The sequence below is a fragment of the Bacillus pretiosus genome, assembly GCF_052947655.1.
In genome coordinates, this window is record NZ_CM129593.1 from 928,340 (window position 1) to 954,580 (window position 26,241).

The following is a 26,241-nucleotide window of genomic DNA, read 5'->3' on the forward strand; positions in this document are numbered from 1 at the left end:
GTGTTTTTTCGTCATACAAAAACCTCTACATATAAGTAGAGGTTTTTGAATTTCATATTAATGAATAATGCTTTTTCAGATAAACGAAGATTATAGAATACATCATTTTAACTAGATTTATTATTAACTAATTTATCCCCACCACCAAGCTCCGCCTCAATTTGTGAAGTCTTCGATGACTCAGCCATACGCCAATACGTAATAAAGCTGATCGCAATACATCCAGCTACGTAGAAGTAGAATAGTGATTCCATCCCGATACTTTTTAGCCATAAAGCGATGAACTCAGCTGTTCCGCCAAATATCGCAACAGTTAGTGCATACGGTAAACCTACGCCAAGTGCACGAATTTCGGTTGGGAAGAGTTCTGCTTTTACAATTGCGTTAATGGAAGTGTAACCAGTAACGATAATGAGGCCGACCATCATAAGTAAAAATGCTACGATTGGTTCTGTCGTTTTTTCCAGGAAGAAAAAGATTGGTGCTGTTAGTAATGTTCCGAGAATACCGAATGCCATTAATAGTGGGCGACGTCCAATTTTATCGGATAGTAGCCCCGCAATTGGTTGAAGTACGACGAAAATAAGCAGTGCGACAAAGTTAATCCAGCTTACAACTTCTTTCGGAAGACCGACTGTGTTTACCATGAACTTTTGTAAATATGTTGTGTACGTGTAGAAAGCGACAGTGCCTCCTAATGTTAGACCTACTACTGTTAATACTGCTTTCGGGTGTTTCATAAGCGCGCGAACGGTTCCTGCGCTTTCGCGTTTTTGTGATTTTATGTTTGCAAACTGTTCTGATTCATCCATCGTGCGGCGAAGCCATAATACAGCTACTGCGCCCATCGCTCCAATAATGAATGGAATGCGCCAGCCCCAAGCTTTCATATCTGGTTCGCTTAGTAATTGCTGAAGAACAATTTGAACGCCTAACGCAACCATTTGCCCGGCAACGAGCGTTACATATTGGAAGCTTGAATAAAAGCCACGGCGACCACTACTAGCCATTTCAGATAAATATGTTGCGGAAGTTCCGTACTCTCCGCCAAGCGATAATCCTTGCAGTAAACGGGCAAGAACTAAAATAATTGGTGCCATGATCCCGATGCTTTCGTAACTAGGTGTACAGGCGATAATTAAAGAACCACCGGCCATAACTGTAATCGAAAGCGTTAATGCTGCTCGGCGTCCGTGCCGATCCGCATAGCGTCCCATTAATAAACTTCCGATAGGGCGCATTAAAAATCCAACTGCGAAAATAGCTGCTGTGTTCAGTAACTGACTCGTTGGATCGCCTTTAGGAAAGAACTCTGCTGAAAAGTAAACAGCGAAAGCAGAGTAAACGTACCAATCATACCATTCAATTAAATTGCCGACTGAACCTTTGAAAATATTGCCGGCGACTCGATTAGATTTTGCTTGAGCCATAATCATTCCTCCTCTTGCTTAGTAATAAAAGGTATATATGAAAGCGTGTTCATTGTAGTTGAATTGTACTGTCTATAGAGTAAAATCTCAATATTATGACAATTTTATTCTTTTTGTACTTTATGTACATGGAGAGTTTTAATAGTTGCTTCATCATTAGTTTTGTCATAATAATAGAAAGGAGATTGATAGTTTTGAATATTTTATCAAAGGATATGAAGTATGAAGAAATCACGCAAAGTGTCATTACAAACGAAAATAGTAAGCTTAATTATCGCGTTAATTTTATTTGTTGTTCTCCTATTAGCGGGAATATTTGTTTACATTCAGTCCGTTGATACGAAGCGCCAAGTGGAGCAGCTAGCACTGCAAACAGCGAAGTCGCTTTCTTTTATGCCAGCTATAAAAGATGCTTTTCAAAATAATGAGCATAAAAGTATGATCCAATCCATTGCGGAACAAGTTCGTGAGCAAGCTGGTGCAGATACTGTCATTATAGAAGATCGCTCTGGGGTTATGTATTCACATTCTAATTCTGAGTTAATTGGTACAAAGAGTAACAATCCATATAACTATGAAGCACTCACTTTTGGCGGTTATTATACGCTTGAAGGAAATGGTGAAAGTGGTCCTGCTTTAATGGCGAAGGCACCCATTATTGTTCATAACGGAGACTACGATCAAGTAGTAGGTGTTGTGACAGTAGAGTTTTTAATAAAAGGCATTGAATCTAACATACTGAGCAGAACGAAAGAAATTATCCTTTTTTCCTTAGCTGTATTAGTAGCTGGAATTGTTGGTGGCATTCTTTTAGCACGTAGCATTCGTAAAGATACACTCGGTTTAGAGCCGAATGAAATCGCAGCGCTATACCGGGAACGAAGCGCGATACTACTATCTATAAAAGAAGGGATTATCGCCATTGATCAAAACGGTTTTATTACGATGATGAACACGTCGGCAGAAGAAATGCTACATGTAAATAGTGATTATATGCAGCAGCACATTTCAAAAGTTTTACCGGAATTTAATATGGAGAGAGTGCTAGAAAACGATCAAGAAATCGCGTTTCAAGATAAAGTGTTTATTTTAAATAGGACACCGATACTCGAAAATAACAGTACGGTAGGCGTTGTATGTAGTTTTAGAGATAAAACAGAACTGCAAAACTTAGTGAATACGATATCTGAGGTAAGAAAGTATTCTGAGGACTTACGTGCTCAAACACATGAATTTACAAATAAACTGTTCGTCTTATCAGGATTACTTCAGTTAGGACATTACAACGAAGCGATTGAATTTATTCAGCAAGAATCTAATATTCATCAAAGCCAAAACCATATTTTATTCCATCAAATTCATGATGCGAAAGTACAAGCAATTTTATTAGGGAAAATCGGAACAGCATCTGAGAAGAAAATTGATTTTCATATTGAAGGAGATAGTGCGCTGCATCCGTTACCGGACCATATAAAAGTTTCACACCTTATTACGATTCTTGGAAACATAATCGACAATGCGTTTGATTCGGTGAGTGAGCAAGAGGAAAAGAATGTTTCCTTCTTCGTTACGGATATTGGGCATGATATTGTGTTTGAAGTGATAGATAGTGGAGCAGGGATACCAGCAAAAAAAATCACGACCATTTTTCAAAAAGGGTTTTCAACGAAAGGAAATGATCGTGGTTACGGACTAGCAAACGTGAAAGAAATGGTAGATCTACTAGAAGGAACAATTGAGATTCAAAACGAGAAAAATGGGGGAGCTATTTTTACAATTTATCTTCCGAAAACATTGAGAGAAAGTACATGACAAACAGGGGGATGGGCATATGTTGAAGGTTGCAATTGCAGAAGATGATTTCCGCGTCGCACAAATTCAAGAAGAGTTTTTATCAAAAATAAAAGACGTAAAAGTGATCGGAAAAGCATTGAATGCGAAAGAAACGATGGAACTACTACAAAGGGAAGAAATCGATTTACTTCTATTAGATAATTATTTACCAGATGGAATTGGAACGGACTTATTACCGAAAATCCATGCTGACTTTCCAAGTGTTGACGTTATTATGGTTACTGCGGCAAATGAAAACGATATGTTAGAAAAGGCAATTCGAAATGGTGTAAGTAACTACCTTATAAAACCGGTCACGTTAGAAAAATTTGTTCGCACAATTGAAGACTATAAAAGAAAGAAGCAATTATTACATAGTAACAATGAAGTAAATCAAGCACTCATCGATAACTTCTTCGGCATTTCGCAAACACAAGACATAAAAAACTTACCGACTGGTGTTGATCCGTTAACGCTACAAAAAGTGAAAGGGATTATAAAAGGATTCGAAGAGGGCATTACAATAGAAGAAATGGGAGAACAAATGGGAGCCTCCAGAACAACCGCAAGAAGATATTTAGAATATTTAGTAGCGACAAACGAATGCACAGTAGAGTACACATACGGCATTATCGGACGACCAGAACGAAAGTATCGAATAGGAAGAGGATTATGAAAAAGCGATTATTACTATGTATATGGATCATGACAGGAGTACTAGCTGGTTGTTCCTCGGAAAAATCCCATACGAATACAGTGAACATCGACAAAGTAGAAATCGTTGCGCCAAACGTTCAAGGAGCAGGATGGGACTTAACAGCACGGGCGATGCAAAAAACGCTGACAGAAGAAAAAATCTTCACAAAACCAATCACAGTCACAAACAAAGTAGGTGGCAGCGGTGACGTCGGATGGAAATATACGAAACAAAAAGGCGGTCACGTACTGGCGATTAACTCAAGCTTACTCATAACGAACAACCTACTAGGCCACAGTAAACTAACATATAAAGACTTTACGCCGCTCGCGACACTCGCATCAGATTGGGAAGTCGTTGTCGTATCAAAAGAATCAAACATAGAAAACGCAAAACAACTAATGGAACAACTAAAACAAGATAAGAAAAACTTCAAAATCGGCGTTGCCCCCGGCCTAGGAAACGACGATCACCTATCATTCGTACAAGTAAGCAAAGCATTCGGCATAAACCCAGCCGAACTACAATTCTTCGTCTACGAAAACAAAGAAAAAATCATAAACGCCCTAACGAACAAACAAATAAACGCCGCAACCATGACCCTATCCGAAGCCGAAAAACAATACAAAGCCGGCAAAGTAAAAATACTAGCCGTATCCGCACCAAAACGCCTAGACCGCCTACCAGAAATCCCAACATGGAAAGAACAAGGCATCAACGTCATCTTCCAGCACTGGAAAGGAATTATGGGACCAAAAGATATGACGGAGGAAGAGGTTGCTTATTGGGATGGTGTTATTAAGAAGATGGTGGAGAGTGATAGTTGGAAGGGGATTTTGAGGGAGCGGGGGTGGGAGAGTTTTTATAAGGGGAGTGTGGAGATTAGGGGGTTTTTGGAGGAATGTCATTTTAGGTATGAGGAAATGGTGAAAAAAGAGGCTTAAGAGGGAAGTATTCAATCAGGCTTTATTTTTGTAGTTACTTCTATATAATATAAAAGAGATGAGAGTGTTAGGCTAATTGTATTAAAAGGGCTAGATAGGGATAGATAAAATCTAGCTTACTGATTAAAAATATATTAGTCGTTAAAAGATATAAAAGGCATTTTTCAGTCTATAAAGTGTGGAAACATAAAGTATAGAGTTTCTGTGAGATTTAAGGAGGACATAATGAAGAAAAATATTTATGTTGTTGGAGCAGTAATTGTTCAAGATGAGAAAATTTTATGTGCACAAAGAGGACCATCTAAATCGCTACCTCTTATGTGGGAATTTCCAGGTGGGAAAATAGAAGAGGGAGAAACACCTCAAGAGGCGTTAAAGCGTGAAATTGATGAAGAAATGCATTGTAGCGTGCAGATTGGTGAGCAAATAGATTATACAGCCTATGAGTATGATTTTGGTATTGTTCATTTGAAAACTTTCTATTGTAAACTTGTTGAAGGAAGTCCGGTTCTAACTGAGCACGTAGCAATTAAATGGTTATATCCGAATGAACTAGCAGCTTTAGATTGGGCACCTGCGGATATCCCAACTATTGAGAAGTTATCAAAAGAATCTATTGTAAAGTAATTTGATAAAAAACTATCCGTTTTAGGCGGATAGTTTTTTATATTGTAATAAATTTGCACTTTAAATCAGTGAGTAATACAATTAATATAAAAATTTGTCATAAATGGTGATCATATGGAGAATTTTATTCAAAAATTAGAGGGGTCTTTATATAAAGGGTTTATTGATCAAAAACATAGTCATCCCGGAATATATAAGCCTAAATTATTAGTAAACAATACGAAAAAAAATGAAAATGTTTTAAGTTCATTGTTAGAGGAGCTAGAAAATAGTACATCCTTTATTTTTTCAGTGGCTTTTATTACGGAAAGTGGACTGGCGACTTTAAAATCGCATTTCCTTGATCTTAAACAAAGAGGGGTTAAAGGACGTATATTAACATCTACATTCTTAAATTTTAATACACCAAAAGTGTTTAGAGAATTAATGAAACTTGAAAATGTAGAAGTAAGATTAACAAACTTATCTGGTTTTCATTCAAAGGGGTACATATTTGATAATAAAACACATTGTTCATTAATTGTCGGTAGTTCGAATCTGACTGCACATGCTTTGAAGGTAAACTATGAATGGAACGTCAAGTTAACATCGCATGAAGATGGAGAGATTGTTCAACATTTTAAAAATCAATTTGAAGAAGTCTGGGAGCATTCTCAAGTATTAACTGAAGAGTTAATTGCAAATTACGAAACAATATATGAACAAGTTGCAGAAAATAAGTTGCTAGATCGAGTTATAGAATTACCTGGTCAATATCATAATGCAATTGAAGAAGCGTTGAAAATTACGCCAAATAAAATGCAACAAGCTGCATTAAAAGAAATACAAGCTATTCGAGAAGCTGGAGAAGCAAAAGGCTTAGTTATTTCCGCAACAGGAACGGGGAAAACATATCTTTCAGCATTTGATGTTAGAAATTTTGCACCTAAACGGATGCTATTTATTGTTCACCGAGAGCAAATATTAAATAAAGCAAAATCAGATTTTCAAAAGGTGCTTGGCGGAGCCGATGAAGACTTTGGAGTTTTATCAGGATCAAATAAGCAAATAAATGCTAAATATTTATTCGCGACAATCCAGACTATTTCAAAGGAAGAAAATTTACAACAATTTGATCCTGGGCTATTTGATTATATTTTAATAGATGAAGTTCATAAAGCTGGTGCTAGTTCTTATCATAGGGTTATTGATTATTTTAAACCGAAATTTTTAATGGGAATGACTGCTACACCTGAGCGTACAGACAATTTTAATATTTATGAGCTATTTGATTACAATATTGCTTATGAAATTCGTTTGCAAGAAGCACTTGAAGAAGATATGCTTTGTCCTTTCCATTATTTTGGAGTAACTGATTTTGAATATAATGGTGAAAAGATAGATGACACTACAGTTTTATCTAAACTTGTTACGGAAGAGCGAGTAGATCATATAGTTGAAAAAGTAAAATATTATGGTTTTTCTGGTGAGAAAGTAACAGGATTAATGTTTTGCAGCCGAAAAGATGAGGCAGAACAATTATCATATGCCTTAAATAGTAGAGGTTTTCGCACATTTGCATTAACCGGCGATCATTCCCAAGGGGAAAGAGAACTGCGGGTAAATCAATTAGAAAATGGCATACTGGATTATATTTTAACAGTAGATATTTTTAATGAAGGAATCGATATTCCAAGTGTTAACCAAGTTGTCATGTTAAGACAAACTCAATCAAGTATTATCTTTATACAGCAGCTGGGGCGTGGACTTCGAAAACACGATTCGAAAGATTTTGTTACGATCATTGATTTTATTGGAAACTATAAAAACAACTATTTAATTCCAATTGCTCTTTCAGGAGATAGATCACAAAATAAAGATAATATACGTCGATATACAAATGACACGAGTTATATTAAAGGTATTTCAACAGTTAACTTTGAAGAAATAGCAAAAAAGCAGATCTTTAAAGCAATTAATAATAGTAATTTAACAGCAATGAAAGTATTGAAGGAAGCTTTTGCTGAGTTGAAAAATAGAATAGGAAGAACTCCATATCTATATGACTTTATAGTAAACCATTCTATTGATCCAGTTGTACTTGTAGAAGGATATTCGAACTATTATCAATTCCTATTGAAAATGAAAGAAGATGTCCCTATATTAACAGAGTACGAAAATAAAGTTTTAACAATGCTTTCATTGGAAGTACTAAATGGAAAACGTAAAAACGAAATCGTTTTGTTAGACTTATTATTAAAGCAAGAAAAAGTTGATAAGGATGAGTATATAAAACAACTTGAAGAATCTAATTGCTTAACAGATGATGCTACGATTACTTCTGTGCAGCGGGTTTTTGAGTTATCGTTTTTCACACAGAATAACCAGAAAAAATATGGTGAAAAGCCAATTCTCGCATTACAAGAAGATAATACGTACATGTTTAATGATCTAATCCAAGAAAGCTTAGAACAGAATGAATACTTTAAGTACATGGTAATGGACATCATTAAAAGTGCGAAAGACAAGAACAAAAATTATGAGTGTGATAGTAACCTTACTATATATAAAAAATACTCAAGAAAAGATGCATGTAAACTTTTAAATTGGCACATTGATGAGACTTCAACTATGTATGGCTATAAAACCAAATACGCTACTTGCCCAATATTTGTCACATATCATAAAAACGATGAGGTAGAATCGAGTGTGAACTATGGTGATGAATTCCTTAATCAAGATGTTCTTAAATGGTATACTAGAAGTAATAGAACGTTAAAGTCAAAGGAAGTTCAAACAATTATTGATGCTAAAGAAAATAATATTGACGTCCATATTTTTGTGAAAAAAGATGATGACGAGGGAAGCGACTTTTACTATTTAGGAAAAGCGAGACCCGATAAAACAAGTGTAGAACAAACTGAAATGCAAGATAAAAATGGAAAAGAACTGCCGGTTGTTACGATGAATATGATTATGGAGAAATCGGTGGATAATAAGCTCTATGATTATTTAAAGGATAGTAATGTTTTGTAGGTAGATTAAAAGTTCAATAATATTATTACTTTAAAATAATAAAAAGAAGTTTAAGTTTTTAAAGTAATATCTATATGCAAGATAAGGCCGTATCAAACTAACATTAGAGTATGTTTTTGATAGGGCCTTATTTATTGAATTATAATATATTGTTTAAATAGTTATTGTATGCAAATAGAAAGAAAAGTACTAAATCTTGTATAATATAATCAAAAAGTTACAATATTAGCCATGGAGGAATTCAAATGCCAACCTACAACAAATTAGTAAGAGATCGCATACCAGAAATTATCGAGAATAATGGAAAAACATTCACAACTAGAATACTAGATGAAAAAGAATATATAGAAGAAGTGAGTAAGAAAACACAAGAGGAGTTAGCTGAGTATTTAGAGGCTGAAAGTAAAGAACATAAAGTAGAAGAATTAGCTGATTTATTAGAGCTAGTGAATGCGTTAGCGCAATATGAAGGTGTAACGTTAGAGGCTGTTGAGCAAGTACGTAAACAGAAGGCTGAAAAACGTGGTGGTTTTCAGGAGAGGATTTTTTTAGTTGAGGTACATGATGACTAATGTACAGCTCGTTACGAATAATTTGATCTATAAGCTAGAGCGCTATATGGATGATGCAAAATCAATATATATTTTAACTTCATTTGTTATGAAATCGGGGGTAGATGTCTTAGCCCCTCTTTTGCGGAAAGCAGCCGAAAAGAATGTAGATATTAAGGTTTGTACAGGAGATTATTTGTATATTACGCAACCAGATGCTTTAGAGAAATTGTATGAAATTCATCCTGATATTGAGATTCGACTGTGGAGGAGTGCTGGGAAATCATTTCATCCGAAGGCTTATTTATTTGAGTGTGAGAGCGACGGAGTTATGATTGTTGGTTCTTCTAATATGTCTCGTTCCGCGTTAACAAGTGGCGTGGAATGGAGCTTGCTTGTGAAAGAGAGTGTTGGAGAGGAAGCTTTTTCGGAGGCGATTGATCAATTTTTACATATTCATATGAATGAAGCAACTCAGCCTATCAATATAGAAACAATTAAACAATATCGTAAAGAGTATGAAGAATTTCATACAACTCATTCGAGTCTAGTCCGAACTTGGACAAAGCAAGAAGAGATTGAAATGATGATTCCCTCGGGACAAAAGGATTATACTGCGAGCTCAGGAGTAGAAATTGAATTAGAGGAATCAGCTGTATATGAAATAAAGATCACACCACGCTTTGCACAATTACCTGCATTGGAACAATTAGAGAATGTACTGGAAGAAGGATACAACAAAGCGATGGTTGTTATGGCAACAGGACTTGGCAAGACTTATTTAGCTGCTTTTTTTGCAAAACGTTTTAAGCGAGTTTTATTTATTGCGCATTTAGAAGAAATATTAAATCAAGCAGAAAAATCTTTTCTGCGTGTAATCGATAATAAGACTACGGGGATTTACAATGGGAAGAAAAAGGAAGGCGAGAAGGATGTTGTTTTTGCATCTATTCAAACGTTGAGTAGAAAGCGTCACTTAGAAAACTTCTCACCTAATGATTTTGACCTTATTATTGTAGACGAGTTCCACCATGCTGCAGCTAACAGTTATCAAAGGGTACTAGATTATTTTGATCCTAATTTCTTATTGGGAATAACAGCAACGCCAGATCGAAATGATTTTCGTGATATTTATTCGATTTGTGATGGGAACGTTGCGTATCGAATTGATTTTATGGAAGCGATTCAGCGTGGATGGTTATCTCCGTTTCACTATTATGGAGTACATGATGATACGGATTACTCACAAATACGTTGGATAGGCAATAAGTATGACCGTGAGGAACTTACACAAATTCAGTTAAGAGAGGAACTCGCCTTAAATATTTTAGAAGCTTGGAAGAAATATAAGAAAACTAGAACAATTGTCTTTTGCTCTAGTATTAGGCAAGCAGTTTTTTTGTCTACATATTTTAATGAGAACGGTTATAGTACAATTTCACTTCATTCGGAAACAAAACATATTTCGAGAGAACATGCGATTAATCAGCTGGATAATAATGAACTAGATGCTATTTTCACAGTAGATTTATTTAACGAAGGTGTTGATATTCCATCTGTCGATACACTTTTATTTGTTCGCCCAACAGAATCGTTAACAATTTTTACGCAACAAATTGGTCGTGGTTTACGATTGCATGAGCATAAGGAGTATTGTGTTGTAATTGATTTAATTGCAAATTATAGAAATGCAGATATAAAAATGCAAATGCTTCGAGTTGATGATGGAAAGACGAAAAGAAATGGTACACAAAAGATATTGCCAGCTGGATGTACAGTAGAGTTTGAATTAGAAGCAAAGCAGTTATTAGATGAATTACTGAAAAAGAAAATGCCGAGAAAAGAAAAATTACAGCAGGGTTATCAAACTGTAAAAATAGATCTTGGGCGTCGACCTACATATTTAGAATTACATAAGCTTGGTACAGAAGAAAGTAAAGAGTATCGCCAAGAGTTTAAATCATATGTTGGCTTTTTAGCATGGAATGATGAATTAACAGAACTGGAAAAAACAGTGTTTTTACATTGTGAAGCGTGGTTGCAAGAAGTTGAAACAACAGGAATGGCAAAAAGTTATAAAATGCTACTACTGTTAGCGATGTTACAACGCGGAAAAGAGGAATGGTACCATCCTATCTCACCAGAAGAAGTTGCACCATTCTTCCATCAGTTTTTAATGGAAAAAGAATACCGCAAGAGAATCGATTTTAGTGACAAGCAAGCAAAACGTATGTGGGAGTATGATGAAGAAAAAATTAGTAAATTAATTGCTACAATGCCAATGACAAAATGGAGTGGTAGCTCGAAAGGTTTACTATCATTTGATGAAAACTTCTTTTCTCTAAATATGGATGTTAGAAAAGAAGATGAAGAAATTTTATTTAAATGGACGAAGGAGATATGTGAATATCGTCTTCATACATATTTTGAAAGAAGGACAGCGACGCTGAAATAAGTGTTGCTGTTTTTAAATTAAAATTCCCCTTGCACCTCCCCCAACGTCACCCCCTAACCTAAAGAAGACAAATCAAAAAAGGGGGATCAAACCGCTCATGAAAACCACCAAAAAAGAAACACCATCATCATGCTACTACTCTCAGCCGCAATAGGAATCTTTTCGCCACTACTCATGTACATCACACTGGCACGTAAAACTGAAGTGTACAAATATCATTGCCGAAAGGCGTTCAATTTTCATTTGTTAATCTTTCTTCTATTTAATACTAGTTCGCGTATTAGTGATGTTTTGTTTTGGGGTGTATTTGCCTTTGAGGTTGTTCAAGTGACCATTATTGCGTGGAAGGTAATACGCGACGAGCCATATCGTTATTTCATTCGAATTCCGTTATTTAAAGAAGATAAGTATGCATTGGAAGGAGAATAGGTGATGAAACAAGAAGTGGAGATAAAGGAGAAGCAATTTTTCGTTATGATTGCAGTATTGTTTATTGCGATTTATATTGTTTTACGAAAAAGAAAGTATGAGTACCTTTATGATGGTATTAGTGAGTATGAAAATCGTTATAGGGGGAATGTTCCTTTTGTATTGCTTGTTGTAGGTTTATTTCAATATTGTCGGCAGAATGAGATGAGTTTTTCTCATATGCTTCAGTATGTGAAAGAGAAGTTAGCGGAGTAGGTGATGGTATGGCGTGGATGATTAGTGAGTTTGCAAGTGTTGGGGATGTTACGGTGCGGACGCTTCGTTATTATGACAAGATTACTTTATTAAAGCCGAGCGATTATACTGAGGGTGGGCATCGGTTATATACGAAAGATGATTTGTATGTGCTGCAACAAATTCAATCGTTTAAGCATCTCGGTTTTTCGCTTGGGGAAATTCAAAATATTATATTGCAGCGTGATATAGAGACGGAAGAATTTTTAAGACAAATGCATTTTCAAAGGGAATTGCTTTTGGCAGAGCAAGAAAGAATTGCGAAGGTGCTTTCGCATATGGATGGGATGACGAAGAGGTTTCAAAAGGAAGAACGAGTGGATGTCGCTTTGTTTTCTTCTTTTCTGCAAACTTTTATATGGGAGAAAGAAAATAAGGAATGGTTAGTGGAGCATTTTTCAAAAGAGAGTGTTCAACCGTTTTATAATAATGAGGAACTAAAAGAAAAATTCGATCGGCGCTTTATGGATGTGATAGGGAAGTTGAAAAAGTATAAAGTAGAAGAGAAGGATCCGAGTCATCATGACGTTCAAGTTACCTTAAAGGAATTTTTCAATGTAATAGAAGAGATAACGAATTATCTTGATACACCTCAAAGCGATATAGAGGATATGATCCAAAAATCAAACCTCCCATTATCCGAATTCCCAACCCTTTTCACAACCGAAGAAGAAAACTATATAAAAGAAGCAATGAAGCAGTTTAACACCTAGTTAAACTGCTTTTCCATTATAATAGAAGAAAAACCTAACGGAGGGAAATCCCATGCCAACCTACAACAAACTAATCCGAAATAAAATCCCACAAATAATAAAAGCTAACGGAAAAACACCCACAACAAGAACCCTACCCGAAGACGAATAGATAAAAGAAATCTGCAAAAAAACACAAGAAGAACTAACAGAATACATCGAAGCGAAAACAAAAACCGATAAACTCGAAGAACTATCCGACCTACTAGAACTAATAAACGCCCTAGCCGAATACGAAGGCACAACACTAGAAGAAATCAACAACATCCGTAAAAAGAAAGCAGAAGAACGAGGCGGCTTCTCGGATCGTGTATTTCTAATCGAAGTAACCGATAACAAGCCCCTCCTAAGCCCCTTACAAGCCCCTACCAAGTAATAAATCACTAAGAAAAAACATAACAAAATAAAAACACCAACAAACACCGTAGTAGGAGTCGAAAAAAATTTTGAAATAACACGCCAAAAACCCGGCCCTCCTTCCTATATATAGTACAAAGAGGAAATTTTCATTTTTGAATTAGGACGGGAGGAATTGGGATGGCGGTGTATCGTACTGTGCAGGTGAATTTTTGGCAGGATGATTTTGTTTTGGATTTGACGCCGGAGGAGCGGTATTTTTATGTGTATTTGTTAACTTGTTCGAAGACGACGCAGTGTGGGATTTTTCCTTTTCCGAAGCGGTTAGCGGAGATGGAGACGGGTTATAATCGGGAGACTGTTGATAAGCTTGTGCAGCGTTTTGTTGATTATGGGAAGATTCTTTATGATGCGGATACGCGGGAGTTATTCGTTTTAAATTGGCTTCGTTATAATCCGGTGACGAATACGAATGTGGAGAAGTGTGTGCTTCGCGAGCTTAAGGGTGTGAAGAATAAGGAGTTTGTACATATGTTTCTTCAGAAGTGCGTAGAGGAGGAGCTGAATGTTCCGATGCTTTTAGCGCATTTCGGTATGCCGAGTGATTTGACTGTGGATGATGTTGATCCAGATCCAGTTTGTGAGGAGACAGAGGAAGAAGAGGTTATAGAGGAAGAAACGGGAAGTCGCGTGTTTTCTTTTTATGAGCAGCATTTCGGTAGTTTGTCTCCGCATACTGTGGAGGAACTGAGTGCGTGGATGGAAGATTTGTCAGAGGAGCTTGTGCTGAAGGCTCTTCAAATTGCGTTTGAGAATAATAAGCGGACGGTTGCTTATGTGAAGGGGATTTTGAGAGGCTGGCACGGGAAAGGATTTACGAAAGTGTGTGAGGTTGAGGCGGATACGGTGAGCTTTAGGAAGAAGGAGTCGTCTGTTAGTACGGGGGAGACGGAGGAGTTTTTGGCGAGGTGTGAGGAGTGGGAGAAGAATGCGCCGTCAGAGGAAGAGTTGCAGCGCTTTTTAGCGGAGCGCGGGTGGCGTCCATGAGTATTCAAAATGTGGAGGCGGAAAAGACGGTGTTAGGTTCTCTATTACTTGATGGAGAGCTTATTAAGGAGTGCCGTTTGACGGAGCAGTATTTTTCTCTGTCAGTGCATAAGTCTATATTTCAGTTAATGCGAAAAATGGAAGAAGAGGGGCAACCGATTGATCTTGTGACGTTCATTTCTAGGGTGGATCCGAAGTTTTTAGAGGGGATCGGGGGAATGGAGTATTTTATAGGGTTAATGGATGGGGTGCCTACAACTGCCAACTTCTCTTATTATGAGGGGCTTGTTCGAGGTGCCTGGAAAATGTATCAGGCAGGTGTTCTCGGGCACAAGATGGGAGAGCGTCTTATTGCGGAGAAGAATGAGAAAATTATTGGTGAGACGATTACGGCACTTTGTGAGTTAGAGGAAAAGGACTGTGTATGTGAGTTTGATTTGAAGGATGCGCTAGTTGATTTATATGAAGAGCTTCATCAAGATGCGAAAGAGATTACTGGTATTGAGACTGGTTATACATCGCTAAATAAAATGACGTGTGGATTGCAGGAAGGTGATTTTGTCGTCCTTGGTGCGCGTCCTTCTATGGGGAAGACTGCGTTTGCGTTAAATGTTGGACTGCATGCGGCGAAGTCTGGAGCGGCGGTTGGATTATTTTCGTTAGAGATGAGTAGTAAGCAATTGTTGAAAAGAATGGCGTCTTGCGTAGGTGAAGTGTCAGGAGGTAGGCTGAAAAATCCGAAGCATCGTTTTGCGATAGAGGACTGGGAAAAGGTGAGTAAGGCGTTTGCGGAGATTGGGGAATTACCATTTGAGATTTACGATAACGCAGGCATTTCGGTGCAAGATATTTGGATGCAAACTCGTAAGTTAAAGAGGAAGCATGGGGAGAAAAAACTTTTAGTCATTGTAGATTACTTGCAGCTTATTACGGGCGATCCGAAGCATAAGGGCAATCGATTTCAAGAGATTAGTGAAATTTCTCGTAAGCTTAAAGTATTAGCACGTGAATTAAATGTTTGTGTAGTCGCGTTGTCGCAATTGTCTCGTTCGGTAGAAGCACGTCAAGATAAGCGACCTCTTTTATCTGATTTAAGAGAGACGGGACAAATCGAGCAAGATGCGGATGTCATTATGCTTATGTATCGCGAGGATTATTATGATAAGGAAACGGTGCAGAAAGAGATGACAGAGATTCATGTGGCGAAGCACCGGAATGGGCCTGTGGGGAGTTTTAAGCTGAGGTTTTTGAAGGAGTTTGGGCGGTTTGTGGAGGGGAAATAGTTGAAAGACTTGAGTATGACTTTGCAAATAAAGCATAAGTTTTTCATTTCATTAACTTATGCTTTATTCTTTGATTCTTTTAATATATTTCTTATTTCCCCATAAAGAAAGATCGTCTCTCTGCAGTAATCCATTGCTGCAAGTCGTCTTGGCTACGTCGAACAAGTCGATTCACTAAAACGTCATGCCATACATAATCCTCAAGTAAGTATATATGAACGGGGTCATCTGTATAAAAAGCAATATTACGCTCTTCAAGTGATGGTCCATAAATCATCTCTTTAGAATCTATCGATAAAATAAACCAATGTTCTGTAGACAGAGTTTCTGTATAAGGTGTGATACGATGAGCTTCTAAATTTTTAATTGGATTTTCAACATGTAAGGTAATACCTTGTACTGAAACTTTATCAGCTACCTCAGATAGTTCCTCTTTTAACGCTTCATACATCTCATCCCACATTGAAATGACAATACGTTGTTCTGCTTTTTTTATTAATGCCTGACAATAGCTAATGATTGTTTTGTTGTCTTTTAAAGTAATCACTCGATTATCCGTTTTTTCCTCGGAAGTTTCGAGTTTTTTTAATGAGTCACTGATTCCTTCATAAGTAGACTGCCATTCTGATTGAGCTTTCTGTAAAAAGATTTCAACAGGTAGAGGTGAATAGCGAGTGGTGTCATTTATTTCTTCCTTCATGACAATTCCTTTTTCTACAAGGTTACCTAAAATCTCATAAATTCGTGCTCTTGGGACACCTGAATCCTTACTCACTTGGTAGGCTGTGACAGGCCCCTGTTTAACAAGAGATACATAAGATTTAGCTTCATATTCATTAAAACCAATTTTTTTAAGCTGTTGTACGATGTAGTCCACTTTTTCGTCCTCCGATGTTTGCTTTTATATTTCAACGTTACAATAACTCTTTACATTTAGCAAATTGATAGTTACTATTACAATAGTGACTAAAGGGAGGCTGCTAGTATGGATTTGTATTTAGACCCATCTATATTAATTATTTTGATTGTTTTTGGGTTTGTGGCTGCATTTATTGATTCAGTTGTAGGCGGTGGTGGACTCATTGCCTTACCAGCTTTATTATTTACAGGGCTGAATCCGGCAAGTGCAGTAGCCACGAATAAACTAGCGTCAACAATGGGGTGTGCAACTAGTAATATTGTGTTTTATCGTTCTGGTAATCTTGATTTGAAATCGGCGTTTAAATTAGTTCCACTCACTTTCATAGGTTCCATAATAGGGGCATGGACCGTTCATTTAATGAACCCAGAAGTACTGAAGCCATTGATGCTGATTATGCTTGGTGCAGTTGCTATTTATACGATATTCAAAAAGGGTTGGGGTAGTATTTCTACTCATAAGAAATTATCTGGTCGACACGTCATTATTTTTACCTTTTTTATTTTTGCTATTGGTTTTTATGATGGATTTCTAGGTCCTGGCACAGGTTCGTTTTTAATGTTCGCTCTTTTATTTATTGGGTATGATTTTTTAAAAGCAGCAGGTAATGCAAAATTTCTTAATTTAGGAAGTAATGTTGGTGCATTATTGATATTTATGTATGTGGGGCAAGTAAATTATGTGTATGGTTTTATAATGGGGATTGCTCAAATTGCTGGAGGGATTGTTGGCTCCAAATTTGCTATAAAAAAAGGAAGCGGGTATGTTCGTGCCCTTTTCATTACAGTAACTTGTTTATTGTTAGCGAAAAATCTGTATGACTATGTGCAGTAAGTAATGTAGAAAAGGTTAACTATGCAGGCTACATAAATATAATAATTCCTTGTAACATGTTTTAGATGCTACTTTATTCGAAGGTAGCATCTAAAACAATTAAGGTAAGAGGGTGAAAATAATACAAACGAATATTTTCGGGGTATGTTTATGTACTTTAGCGAAATAACTATTCCATATTCTTCTTATAATTAACCCGCAACAATCCCTTAAAATCCACCTCAGCAATCAACACACTTATTAATATAAGTGTCGCGCCTAAGTATCCTTTTCCTGTGAGTGTTTCACCTGTGAAAACGAAAGCGAAGCCTGCGGAAAAGACAGGTTCTAATGAGAAGATAAGTCCTGTATGTGTAGGCGTCGTGTATTGCTGGGCGATAACTTGCACGATGAAAGCGACTGCGGTACAGAATATGCTTAAGGCTAGGATGATTAGCCATGAGTTGGTTGTGCTAGGCAGTTTTGGCGTTTCGATAATGAATGAAAAAATAAGACTAAATAGGCCGACGAAGCCGAGTTGTATGACTCCAAGTGCAATGGAGTTCACATATTTCGTTACGCTGCCAGTAATGATGACGTGAATGGCATAAAATAAGGCTGACAGTATGCAAAATATGTCGCCGTTACCGATCTTGAATTCACTCGTTAATGTTAATAAGCCGATTCCTATTATCGTTAAAATGATTCCTACTATAACTTTCTTTTCCAGAATGTGTTTTAAAAATATAGCTGATAATATCGGAATGAAAATGACTGTGAGACATAGTAAGAAACCAGCATTTGAAACACTCGTATACTTTGTGCCGAAAGTCGCGAAAATGTAAACGATAAATAAGACAGAAGCGAGTATAAATGCATATTTTACAGTTTTAAAATCGATTTTGAATAAATGTTTGTAAAATATTAAACCTGATAAAAGAAAGGCGATAATAAATCGTAATGCGATTAAGTTGTATTCTTCTATGCCTTCAAGTCCAACCTTTGTAAGTAAGATGGATGCACCCCAGAAGAATGTAACAAGTAGTAGCCCTAAATCCGCTTTTAATTGTAGTTTCATTTCTATTCCCTCGTTATGTATAAATTTTATAATCCCATACCCCTATCCCCATTCTATATTTTAATATTAATTCTGAATATTTGTAACTTAAATTTATCGACGTTTTATTCCATTAAAAAAAGGCTGTTTATAAAACAGCCTCTATGTATCTGAAAATCCGAACCTTGACTAAAGACTACGTACAATCTCCAACCCTGTTCTTGTTAAATTAATCCCTGCTCTACCTCTTTTTATTTGCACATACCCTTTCATTTTTAGGAAGTTCAATCGGTGTCTCACTTGTGCTTCAGATAAATTTATTGCAACTTCTTGGCTCTTTTCAGAAATAATTCTTCTTCCGATTGCTTTTCCTTTTTCTTCATAATTCATGATGAGGGTAAGGATGAAAAGTGATTCTTGATCAAGAGCGTTTGAACTTGAAGAAAAGGGTGTTATACTCTCGGCCTGGTCGCTATTTGTTTTCTTATGTGGAGGCTTTTGAAAATAATGTTGATTAGGCAAATCATTTTTTGTTATTTGGTTTCCGGTACGGACAGCCAGCATATAATCTATCGTATTTTTAAGTTCTCTTACATTTCCGTACCATGGATATCCTTGAAGTTCTTCAATTAATTCTTGTTCGATTTTAACTTTAGGGTCCGATAGCGCAACAAAATGTTTAGCCAATAATTCGATGTCATTTCGACGAGCTCTTAATTCGGGAAGGTGTATAAAGAGTACTTTAAGCCTATGGTATAAATCTTCTCTAAACACATTTTCTTGAATCATTTTCAGTAAATCTTTATTGGTTGCTGCAATAATCCGGACGTCTATCGGGATAATTTGGCTTCCGCCAACACGCATGATTTCTTTTTCCTGCAATACTCGAAGGAGTCGTGCTTGAAGTTTCAGGCTAATATCTCCAATCTCATCTAAAAAAATAGTGCCACCATTTGCTTGTTCAAATAATCCCATTTTCCCGCCCTTTTTGGCTCCGGTAAACGCTCCGTCTTCATAACCAAATAATTCACTCTCGACTAAATCATCCGATAAAGCACTGAAGTTAACAGCAAGAAAAGGGCCGCTATTTCGCTTGGAAGCATTGTGAATAGCACTTGCAAACAACTCTTTTCCGGTACCACTTTCACCTTCAATTAATACAGTTAGATCAGTCTTAGCTAATCTTTTGGCAATTTGTTTCGTGTCTTGAATAGTAGAGCTAATCCCAACGATATTATGGAAGTTGTATTTTGCTACATAACCTTTTTTGATAAATTCTTTTCTTAATTTCCGTTCAAATCCGATGGTCTTAAGAGCATTTCTAAAAGTAACAATAATCGATTGATCATTTATATGTAGGCGTTCCACTATTACATCCAAGCCGTTTACAACAAATATTCCGCTTTCTTGCTGCTTATTTGAAAGGATGAAGTTCACTAAATCAATATTATCAATAATGGTATCAATCGGATGACCGATAGCATGTTTGCTTTTTATTTTCAGCATGCTTTCCAAGAATTCATTAAAGACAACAATTCTTCCTTCATAATCAATAGCTAGTATGCCATCACCAACACCATCAATAACTTGATGAAGTTGTCGATGAGCTTTAGCTAAATTCTTTGTTAAATCTACTATTTTTCGATAGTATCTCTCAGAAACGTGGTTACCTGATTCCTCCATTAAATGAAATCGATCTAGAATGGACATGATTGTAGTAATATCTATTAATCTATGACCAATATTAATTACTTTTTCTACGAAGTCAGGGATAATTTCAAGTTCGCCAGGTGTAATTGCGAGCTTGATCATTTGTATATTCGTTTTTCCAGGATAGTATGGAAAATATTCAATGTGGTTCAGCCCCAATTGACGCATCGTTTCAATCGATTCGTATACTGTTTCATGATTATCATTCACATATAGGGCTTGTGTTCCTTCTGGTAAAAACAAAAGCTGGTCCACGTTTTCATAATTTAATGTTCGTTTTGCTATTATTACTTCGCAGTTTTCCCCAATAAAGTCTTTCACCGTTTCTATCGTAAATGTATTAGGTAACACAATTAATGTAGAATGAAATACTTTTGGAATACTTTCTTCTACAGAAAAACTTTCGATATCTATGAGATCACCTACCATCTCCGTTAGTTGTTGATGTAGGGCTTTTCGTGTTTCTTTTAAAACGGTGATCAATACAATGTGGTTGGTTTCAAATTTGTTCATAGAGCACCTCTTTAGTTGAATGTAATTGGTCTAAAGTTGGTTATTAATTGGTTATTACATAACCAATTAATAACCAATTATAATACATTTCAACACAGTAAACACCGATAAAGTGACAAAATATTTAAATATATGCAAATAATTGTTTGGATTTTAATATTGGCACGATATTTGCTTATATCAATGGTGTGTAAAGAAATAGTGAAATGAGTAGAGTCGTAATTTACATATTTAATTCTTTACCACTTGCTAGAAAAGGGAGGGTAAGAGTATACAATTTCAACAGAGAAAGACAACGAAACCATTTAAATTATGAGGTGAGAGAAAATGAAACCACTAATTGGTGTTACTGGGTATTATGTTGATCATAGTGAAATAGGGAAGGAGGGTTTGCGAGGGCTACCAGGTCAAGATATGGCTCTCTTTTCTTATGACTACATCCGTTCCCTTCAAAGGGCAGGTGCAACGGTTGTTCTACTTCCAATTGAGGAAATTGATCAAATTGAGTCCACACTTAATCAATTAGATGGATTGTTATTGGCTGGTGGCGCGGATATCAATCCAGTTTATTACGGTGATATTCCAAAATCATATATAGGCACTGTAGAGGAAGAACGAGATAATTTTGAATTAAATCTGGCAAAGCAGGCTTTAGAAAAAGATATTCCTATTCTAGGAATTTGCCGAGGATTACAGGTTTTAAATGTTGCAGCTGGTGGATCTCTTTATCAAGACTTAGAGCACGAGATGGGGCCAGAATATTTCCATGTTCGAGAACAGTTCCGTAAATGGCAAGGCTCTCATTCTGTAGATCTTCTGGAAGAAGGGAAAATTTATGAGGCTATTGGCCAAAAATCTTTAATGGTTAATTCTTTTCACCATCAAGCAGTGAAAACATTAGGAAAAGATTTTGAGGCGAGCGCATGGTCCTTTGATGGTGTAATAGAGGCTATTGAATCGAAGGCTCATCGTTATGTAGCAGCGGTTCAATGGCATCCAGAAATGATGTCGGAAAAGGATGCTCTACAGCAACGTTTATTTAACCAATTTGTAAATGAAATTAGTAAAAAGGTAGTTAAATCATAGCGTGTTATAAATAAAAGAATTGGTGGATAGCTTGGTACGTCATGGTGGTGGGGAAACCAGACTGCCGGCTGCCAATTGGTGTGGGTTAATAATCATTGGGGGATGAACACCCCCAATGATTAAAGTTTCACTTTATTGCAAAGGGGATTGGTATATGAGTCAAGTATCAGAAAAGGCAGTTTCATTCGAGCCAGAAGAAAAAAAAGAAAAAAAAGAATGGAAAATAAACGTATTTGCAATGTTACTTGTCTTGTTAGTTATTGCGGCTGTGATTACACATATATTGCCAGCAGGAAAATATGAACAGATTGAAAAAAATGGGTATACAACAGTAGATCCAAATTCATTTAAATGGATTGAATCAACGCCACTTGGATTTTTTGATACGGTAAAATCTATTCCTACAGGGATGGTAGAAGCTGCTAATATTATCTTTTTTATTCTTATTATCGGAGGGTTTTTTGGTGTATTAAAGGCATCCGGTACAGTTGAGGCTCTTGTTTCAACGATGGCAAAAAAACTTGCTAACCGTGAAAAGTTAATGATTCCTATTATCATGCTGTTCTTTGCACTTGGCGGGTCATTAATGGGAATGGCTGAGGAAGCTTTAGTGTATGTACCTCTATTTATTCCGCTAGCTCTTGCGGTTGGATTTGATACGATAACAGGAACTGCGATGGTACTAGTAGGAGCGTCCGTCGGATTTACAACGGCAATTATGAATCCGTTTACAGTTGGGCTTGCGCAAGGGATAGCGGGTCTTCCTATGTATTCGGGGATGGGGTTCCGCCTCGTTTTATTCGTAGTCATATATGTAATTGCGGTTACATTCGTCTATCGTCATGCTATGAAAGTAAAGAGGGATCCTGCAAGCGGAATTTACGGAAAATTCGATACAAATAAGCAAGACAGCTTACTAACAGCGAAAGTAGAGTTAACAAAAAGACATAAATGGATATTAACGGCCTTTTTAATCAATTATATTATTCTTGTATTTGGTGTTATTAAGTACGAGTGGTATATAAAAGAAATTGCAGCCTTATTTATTATTTTAACTATAATCATTGCAATTCTTGGCAAGATATCTCTTGATGATACTGTAGAATCTTTTACACAAGGATCGGCATCTTTAATCGGGGGTGCTTTAATCATTGGTGTATCACGCGCTATTTTAGTTGTATTGAATCAAGGGCATATTATAGACCCGCTACTGTATCAAGTATCGGAAGAAATGAAACATGTATCTCCTTTTTTAAGTGTTGTTGGAATGTACAACTTCCAAGTAGCGATTCATTTTATTTTAGCATCAGGTAGTGGCCATGCGATGTTGACAATGCCTATCATGGCACCACTTGCAGATTTATTGGACATTACACGCCAAACAGCCGTATTATCCTTTTCATTCGCGGATGGTATTGGAAATATTATTTTTCCGACAGGTGGTACGCTAATGGCTGGATTAGCAATTGCAGGAATTTCATGGACAAGGTGGGCAAGGTGGATTCTTCCTTTAATTCTAATTGAATACTCAATCGGTTTAATAGCAGTTATAATTGCTCATCTTATTGGTTATGGTCCATCTTAATAAAAGATAGATATGCTTTCACTTATAGAAAGTTCGAATTTGAAGAAAATCGCTAAATAATGGTGATAGAAAAGCCCGGTTTAGAAGGGCTTTTTTCTATGTAAAATTTCATTTGTTTTGTTTACATAATATCTTTACAATCATTTGATAAAATATATGTAACTGCATATTGTGAGGGTGGATGGTTATCCCTTCTTTCTATTCGGAAGGAAAGGAGGTGATAATATGGGGTTTTTGATTGATCTTGTAAAAGGGTTTCTGAAAGCGACTGTGCGCGAAGTGTCAGCGTATTTTTTGCGGAAGCAACTTCTGGATAAGGACAACAAAAAACCCACTCCGCGCCGTCACAAGCAAAAGGGTGGGTTCCGCAAAAAGAAATAGCTTATAATAACCACCACCCTAAGCGGTAGCAGTTAGGGAAGAGATGTGAGCGCATCTCTTCTTTTTATTATATGCCATTTTATTTGATGTCATACTTATATAGTATTCTACGGAAAATATATCATATTCCTATTTTGTGGTCAATTTGATTGCATGATTGAAAAGGTGTAGTCTTATTCCTCTTCAAATTGAAAAATCTCCCGGTTAATAAGTTGGTGGAGATACCTGTCCATTTCAGCCGCAGAAACGCTTCTTTCATTTTGAAACCACCATGCGCTTAATGAGGTGATTGCCCCTGAATAAAATTCAATGATTAAATCATTTGGCATCGTATGGTTTTTGCAAAGTTGATTTAACGCTTCTATTTCTTGTTTTCTCGTTTCGTGACTTAAATACTGTGTCCGGCTAAGAAATTGTTCATCAGACATTTGCGTTTCTAATATTTTACCAATTTCTTCATGGTGTAGAAATTGTTCCATTACTTGAAATGGTTTACTTAATCGATCTGAAACCGGTATTTCACCAATCATCTTGCTGTATCGTTTAAATCCAAAGGCTAATAAAGCATCTTTATCTTCAAAGTGTTTATAAAAGGTTGTTCGGTGTACCATCGCGCGGTCACATATTTGGTTAATCGTGATTGTACTATATTTCTGTTTTGATTGCGTCATTAATTCAAATAAGGAATCCCATAGTAATTTATGTGTACGTCTAATACGTAAATCAAGTGGTTTTTCATTATCGTTCATCTACAATTCTCCTTTTTTGTAGATTAAATATACAGGGGCTGAAAATTGATTCTCCCTTTTTAATCTACATATGTATATTATATTACATGTGTTCAGGTATATTTAAAGTTTTTTTAGTAAGAAACAGGAGGAGAATTTGTACATGAATATGACAACTAAGAGCCCTACAAGTGGCAAAGTTGATACTTCTAATTTGAAACATACCCCCATTTTAATTGCATTACTTTTAGGGGCAATGGTTGCATTATTAAACGAAACGTTACTTGGTAATGCGTTAACTGTATTAATGAAAGAATTTGACGTAACAGCTTCAACGATTCAATGGCTTTCTACAGCATACATGTTAGTAGTTGGTGTTTTAGTCCCAATTACAGCATTACTTCAGCAATGGCTCACAACGAGACAAATGTTTTTAATCGCTATGGTAACGTTTTTAGCTGGTACATTAATTGCGGGATTTGCGCCGACATTTTCCGTTTTATTAGTTGGCCGTATCGTCCAAGCAGTAGCGACAGGATTAATTTCACCGTTATTAATGAATACGATTTTAATTATTTGTCCGCCTGAAAAACGTGGTGCCACAATGGGATTAATCGCACTTGTGATGATGGCAGCTCCAGCAATTGGTCCTACATTATCTGGAGTAATCATAGACTCACTAAATTGGCGCTGGTTATTCTATATTGTTATTCCTGTCGTGATTATTTCCATTATGATTGGAATGAAGTACATTCAAAATGTTTCAGAGTTAACAAGGCCAAAAGTAGATTATCCATCTATCCTTTTATCGACATTAGGATTTGGCGGACTTGTGTATAGCTTTAGTGCATCAGGTGATTTAGGATGGTCCGATGTGAAAGTGTATGGCACTTTAATTGTTGGGCTTATCTCATTATGTATTTTCGTCGTTCGACAATTAAAAATTGAGAATCCAATTTTAGAATTACGCACATTTAAAGTTCCGATGTTTACATTATCAGTTGGATTAATTGTCATTGTGATGATGTCTTTATTTTCAACGATGACGTTATTACCGATGTTCCTGCAAACAGTTTTACTCGTTACAGCCTTTAAATCAGGAATCATCATGCTTCCGGGAAGTGTTATTAGTGCCATCATGGGACCAATCGCAGGTAAACTATTTGATAAATTTAGTCCGAAAGTTATTATCGTTCCCGGCATTATGTTAGTAGGAATTGCAATGTTCTTATTTAAAGGCATTACTCCTGATACATCAATAGTGCAAATTATTGTTATGCATAGCGTATTAATGGTTGGACTCATGTTTGTCATGACGGCACAAACATACGGTTTAAATCAATTAACACCAGATTTATATCCGCACGGAACAGCACTGTTTAATACACTGCAACAAGTAGCTGGCGCAATTGGTACGGCTATCTTTATTTCAAAAATGTCTTCAGGAACAACTCAGTATATGGAAAGCTCCGCAAATCCAATGGATCCAGTAGAGAAGTTAAATGGTTTAACATCTGGATTCCAAGGTGCATTTGCACTAGGGTTAATCTTTATTGTTGTTGCTTTTATCGTATCGCTATTCTTAAAAGAAGAGAAAAAGGGAGTAGAGGCAGCGAGGGTTTTACAGAACGAGAATTAAGGTTCAAATAAAAAAGACATCTTTTCTAGGAAAGGTGTCTTTTTTATATTTCTTTCGTAACATTTGTTTTGGATATTTTAATACAGAAGAATGGTC

The 26,241-nt window shown here is 36.4% G+C and carries 22 protein-coding genes and 1 pseudogene; 18 read left to right on the forward strand and 5 right to left on the reverse strand.

Annotated features, from left to right (window positions below; genetic code table 11):
* Positions 1 to 107: 107 nt before the first annotated feature.
* Positions 108 to 1,430 (reverse strand): MFS transporter, encoded by a 1,323-nt coding sequence (locus ACU8YW_RS04755; RefSeq protein WP_088062163.1) that lies wholly within the window; start codon positions 1,428 to 1,430, stop codon positions 108 to 110.
* Positions 1,431 to 1,652: 222 nt separating this feature from the next.
* Between ACU8YW_RS04755 and ACU8YW_RS04760 the strand changes: the two genes are divergently transcribed.
* The 13 genes and pseudogenes from ACU8YW_RS04760 to dnaB all read left to right on the forward strand — a co-directional run bounded on the left by ACU8YW_RS04760 (position 1,653) and on the right by dnaB (position 15,714).
* Positions 1,653 to 3,242, forward strand: a complete 1,590-nt coding sequence (locus ACU8YW_RS04760) for an ATP-binding protein (RefSeq protein WP_426933966.1) — start codon at positions 1,653 to 1,655, stop codon at positions 3,240 to 3,242.
* 19 nt (positions 3,243 to 3,261) lie between these two features.
* Positions 3,262 to 3,939, forward strand: a complete 678-nt coding sequence (locus ACU8YW_RS04765) for a response regulator (RefSeq protein ID WP_426933965.1) — start codon at positions 3,262 to 3,264, stop codon at positions 3,937 to 3,939.
* Complete coding sequence (locus tag ACU8YW_RS04770) at positions 3,936 to 4,904, forward strand: tripartite tricarboxylate transporter substrate binding protein (RefSeq protein ID WP_426933993.1); 969 nt, start codon at positions 3,936 to 3,938, stop codon at positions 4,902 to 4,904. The genes ACU8YW_RS04765 and ACU8YW_RS04770 overlap by 4 nt, the downstream gene beginning before the upstream one ends.
* Before the next feature lie 225 nt (positions 4,905 to 5,129).
* Entirely contained in the window at positions 5,130 to 5,531 is a 402-nt protein-coding gene (locus tag ACU8YW_RS04775) for a (deoxy)nucleoside triphosphate pyrophosphohydrolase (RefSeq protein ID WP_098134043.1), read from the forward strand.
* Between the two features lie 114 nt (positions 5,532 to 5,645).
* Positions 5,646 to 8,546 (forward strand): DEAD/DEAH box helicase, encoded by a 2,901-nt coding sequence (locus tag ACU8YW_RS04780; RefSeq protein ID WP_426933964.1) that lies wholly within the window; start codon positions 5,646 to 5,648, stop codon positions 8,544 to 8,546.
* Positions 8,547 to 8,791: 245 nt separating this feature from the next.
* Positions 8,792 to 9,118, forward strand: coding sequence for a nucleoside triphosphate pyrophosphohydrolase (locus ACU8YW_RS04785; RefSeq protein WP_001143692.1), 327 nt, complete (start codon positions 8,792 to 8,794; stop codon positions 9,116 to 9,118).
* Positions 9,111 to 11,552, forward strand: coding sequence for a DEAD/DEAH box helicase family protein (locus ACU8YW_RS04790; RefSeq protein ID WP_426933963.1), 2,442 nt, complete (start codon positions 9,111 to 9,113; stop codon positions 11,550 to 11,552). Before ACU8YW_RS04785 ends, ACU8YW_RS04790 begins: the two co-directional genes overlap by 8 nt.
* Before the next feature lie 129 nt (positions 11,553 to 11,681).
* A complete protein-coding gene (locus ACU8YW_RS04795; RefSeq protein ID WP_426933962.1) occupies positions 11,682 to 11,981 on the forward strand; it encodes a magnetosome magnetite crystal formation protein family in 300 nt (99 codons plus the stop codon).
* A gap of 3 nt (positions 11,982 to 11,984) precedes the next feature.
* The gene (locus ACU8YW_RS04800; RefSeq protein ID WP_142291683.1) at positions 11,985 to 12,236 is read left to right on the forward strand and encodes a hypothetical protein; all 252 of its coding nucleotides are present in this window, start codon (positions 11,985 to 11,987) and stop codon (positions 12,234 to 12,236) included.
* Between the two features lie 8 nt (positions 12,237 to 12,244).
* Positions 12,245 to 12,988 (forward strand): MerR family transcriptional regulator, encoded by a 744-nt coding sequence (locus ACU8YW_RS04805; RefSeq protein WP_426933961.1) that lies wholly within the window; start codon positions 12,245 to 12,247, stop codon positions 12,986 to 12,988.
* Between the two features lie 52 nt (positions 12,989 to 13,040).
* Positions 13,041 to 13,403, forward strand: a pseudogene (locus ACU8YW_RS04810) (nucleoside triphosphate pyrophosphohydrolase).
* Positions 13,404 to 13,564: 161 nt separating this feature from the next.
* Positions 13,565 to 14,431: a DnaD domain-containing protein gene (locus ACU8YW_RS04815; protein ID WP_426933960.1), complete on the forward strand. Its 867-nt coding sequence runs from the start codon at positions 13,565 to 13,567 to the stop codon at positions 14,429 to 14,431.
* A complete protein-coding gene (dnaB, locus tag ACU8YW_RS04820) occupies positions 14,428 to 15,714 on the forward strand; it encodes a replicative DNA helicase (RefSeq protein WP_426933959.1) in 1,287 nt (428 codons plus the stop codon). Before ACU8YW_RS04815 ends, dnaB begins: the two co-directional genes overlap by 4 nt.
* Positions 15,715 to 15,805: 91 nt before the next feature.
* Here the strand turns inward: dnaB and ACU8YW_RS04825 are convergent, their stop codons facing one another.
* Positions 15,806 to 16,591 carry a TrmB family transcriptional regulator gene (locus tag ACU8YW_RS04825; RefSeq protein ID WP_157349487.1) on the reverse strand — a complete coding sequence of 262 codons (786 nt, stop codon included), beginning with the start codon at positions 16,589 to 16,591 and terminating at the stop codon, positions 15,806 to 15,808.
* Between the two features lie 108 nt (positions 16,592 to 16,699).
* On the opposite strand from ACU8YW_RS04825, the gene ACU8YW_RS04830 reads away from it, so the two are divergent.
* Positions 16,700 to 17,467: a TSUP family transporter gene (locus tag ACU8YW_RS04830; RefSeq protein WP_157349488.1), complete on the forward strand. Its 768-nt coding sequence runs from the start codon at positions 16,700 to 16,702 to the stop codon at positions 17,465 to 17,467.
* A 169-nt stretch (positions 17,468 to 17,636) separates the two neighbouring features.
* Here the strand turns inward: ACU8YW_RS04830 and ACU8YW_RS04835 are convergent, their stop codons facing one another.
* Together ACU8YW_RS04835 and ACU8YW_RS04840 are read right to left on the reverse strand one after the other, a co-directional pair.
* On the reverse strand, positions 17,637 to 18,524 hold the full coding sequence (locus ACU8YW_RS04835) for a DMT family transporter (protein WP_446894039.1): 888 nt from the start codon (positions 18,522 to 18,524) through the stop codon (positions 17,637 to 17,639).
* Positions 18,525 to 18,692: 168 nt separating this feature from the next.
* On the reverse strand, positions 18,693 to 20,726 hold the full coding sequence (locus ACU8YW_RS04840) for a sigma 54-interacting transcriptional regulator (protein WP_426933957.1): 2,034 nt from the start codon (positions 20,724 to 20,726) through the stop codon (positions 18,693 to 18,695).
* Positions 20,727 to 21,053: 327 nt separating this feature from the next.
* Here ACU8YW_RS04840 and ACU8YW_RS04845 point away from each other — a divergent pair, with 327 nt between their 5' ends.
* The 3 genes from ACU8YW_RS04845 (at position 21,054) to ACU8YW_RS04855 (ending at position 23,778) form a co-directional block, all read left to right on the forward strand.
* Positions 21,054 to 21,812, forward strand: a complete 759-nt coding sequence (locus tag ACU8YW_RS04845; RefSeq protein ID WP_426933956.1) for a gamma-glutamyl-gamma-aminobutyrate hydrolase family protein — start codon at positions 21,054 to 21,056, stop codon at positions 21,810 to 21,812.
* A gap of 154 nt (positions 21,813 to 21,966) precedes the next feature.
* On the forward strand, positions 21,967 to 23,397 hold the full coding sequence (locus ACU8YW_RS04850; RefSeq protein ID WP_088062200.1) for a YfcC family protein: 1,431 nt from the start codon (positions 21,967 to 21,969) through the stop codon (positions 23,395 to 23,397).
* A gap of 225 nt (positions 23,398 to 23,622) precedes the next feature.
* Positions 23,623 to 23,778 (forward strand): hypothetical protein, encoded by a 156-nt coding sequence (locus ACU8YW_RS04855; RefSeq protein WP_426933955.1) that lies wholly within the window; start codon positions 23,623 to 23,625, stop codon positions 23,776 to 23,778.
* A 173-nt stretch (positions 23,779 to 23,951) separates the two neighbouring features.
* On the opposite strand, the gene ACU8YW_RS04860 is transcribed toward ACU8YW_RS04855, so the two are convergent.
* A complete protein-coding gene (locus ACU8YW_RS04860) occupies positions 23,952 to 24,527 on the reverse strand; it encodes a TetR/AcrR family transcriptional regulator (RefSeq protein WP_426933954.1) in 576 nt (191 codons plus the stop codon).
* A gap of 142 nt (positions 24,528 to 24,669) precedes the next feature.
* On the opposite strand from ACU8YW_RS04860, the gene ACU8YW_RS04865 reads away from it, so the two are divergent.
* Positions 24,670 to 26,145 (forward strand): MDR family MFS transporter, encoded by a 1,476-nt coding sequence (locus ACU8YW_RS04865; RefSeq protein WP_426933953.1) that lies wholly within the window; start codon positions 24,670 to 24,672, stop codon positions 26,143 to 26,145.
* Positions 26,146 to 26,241 lie beyond the last annotated feature (96 nt).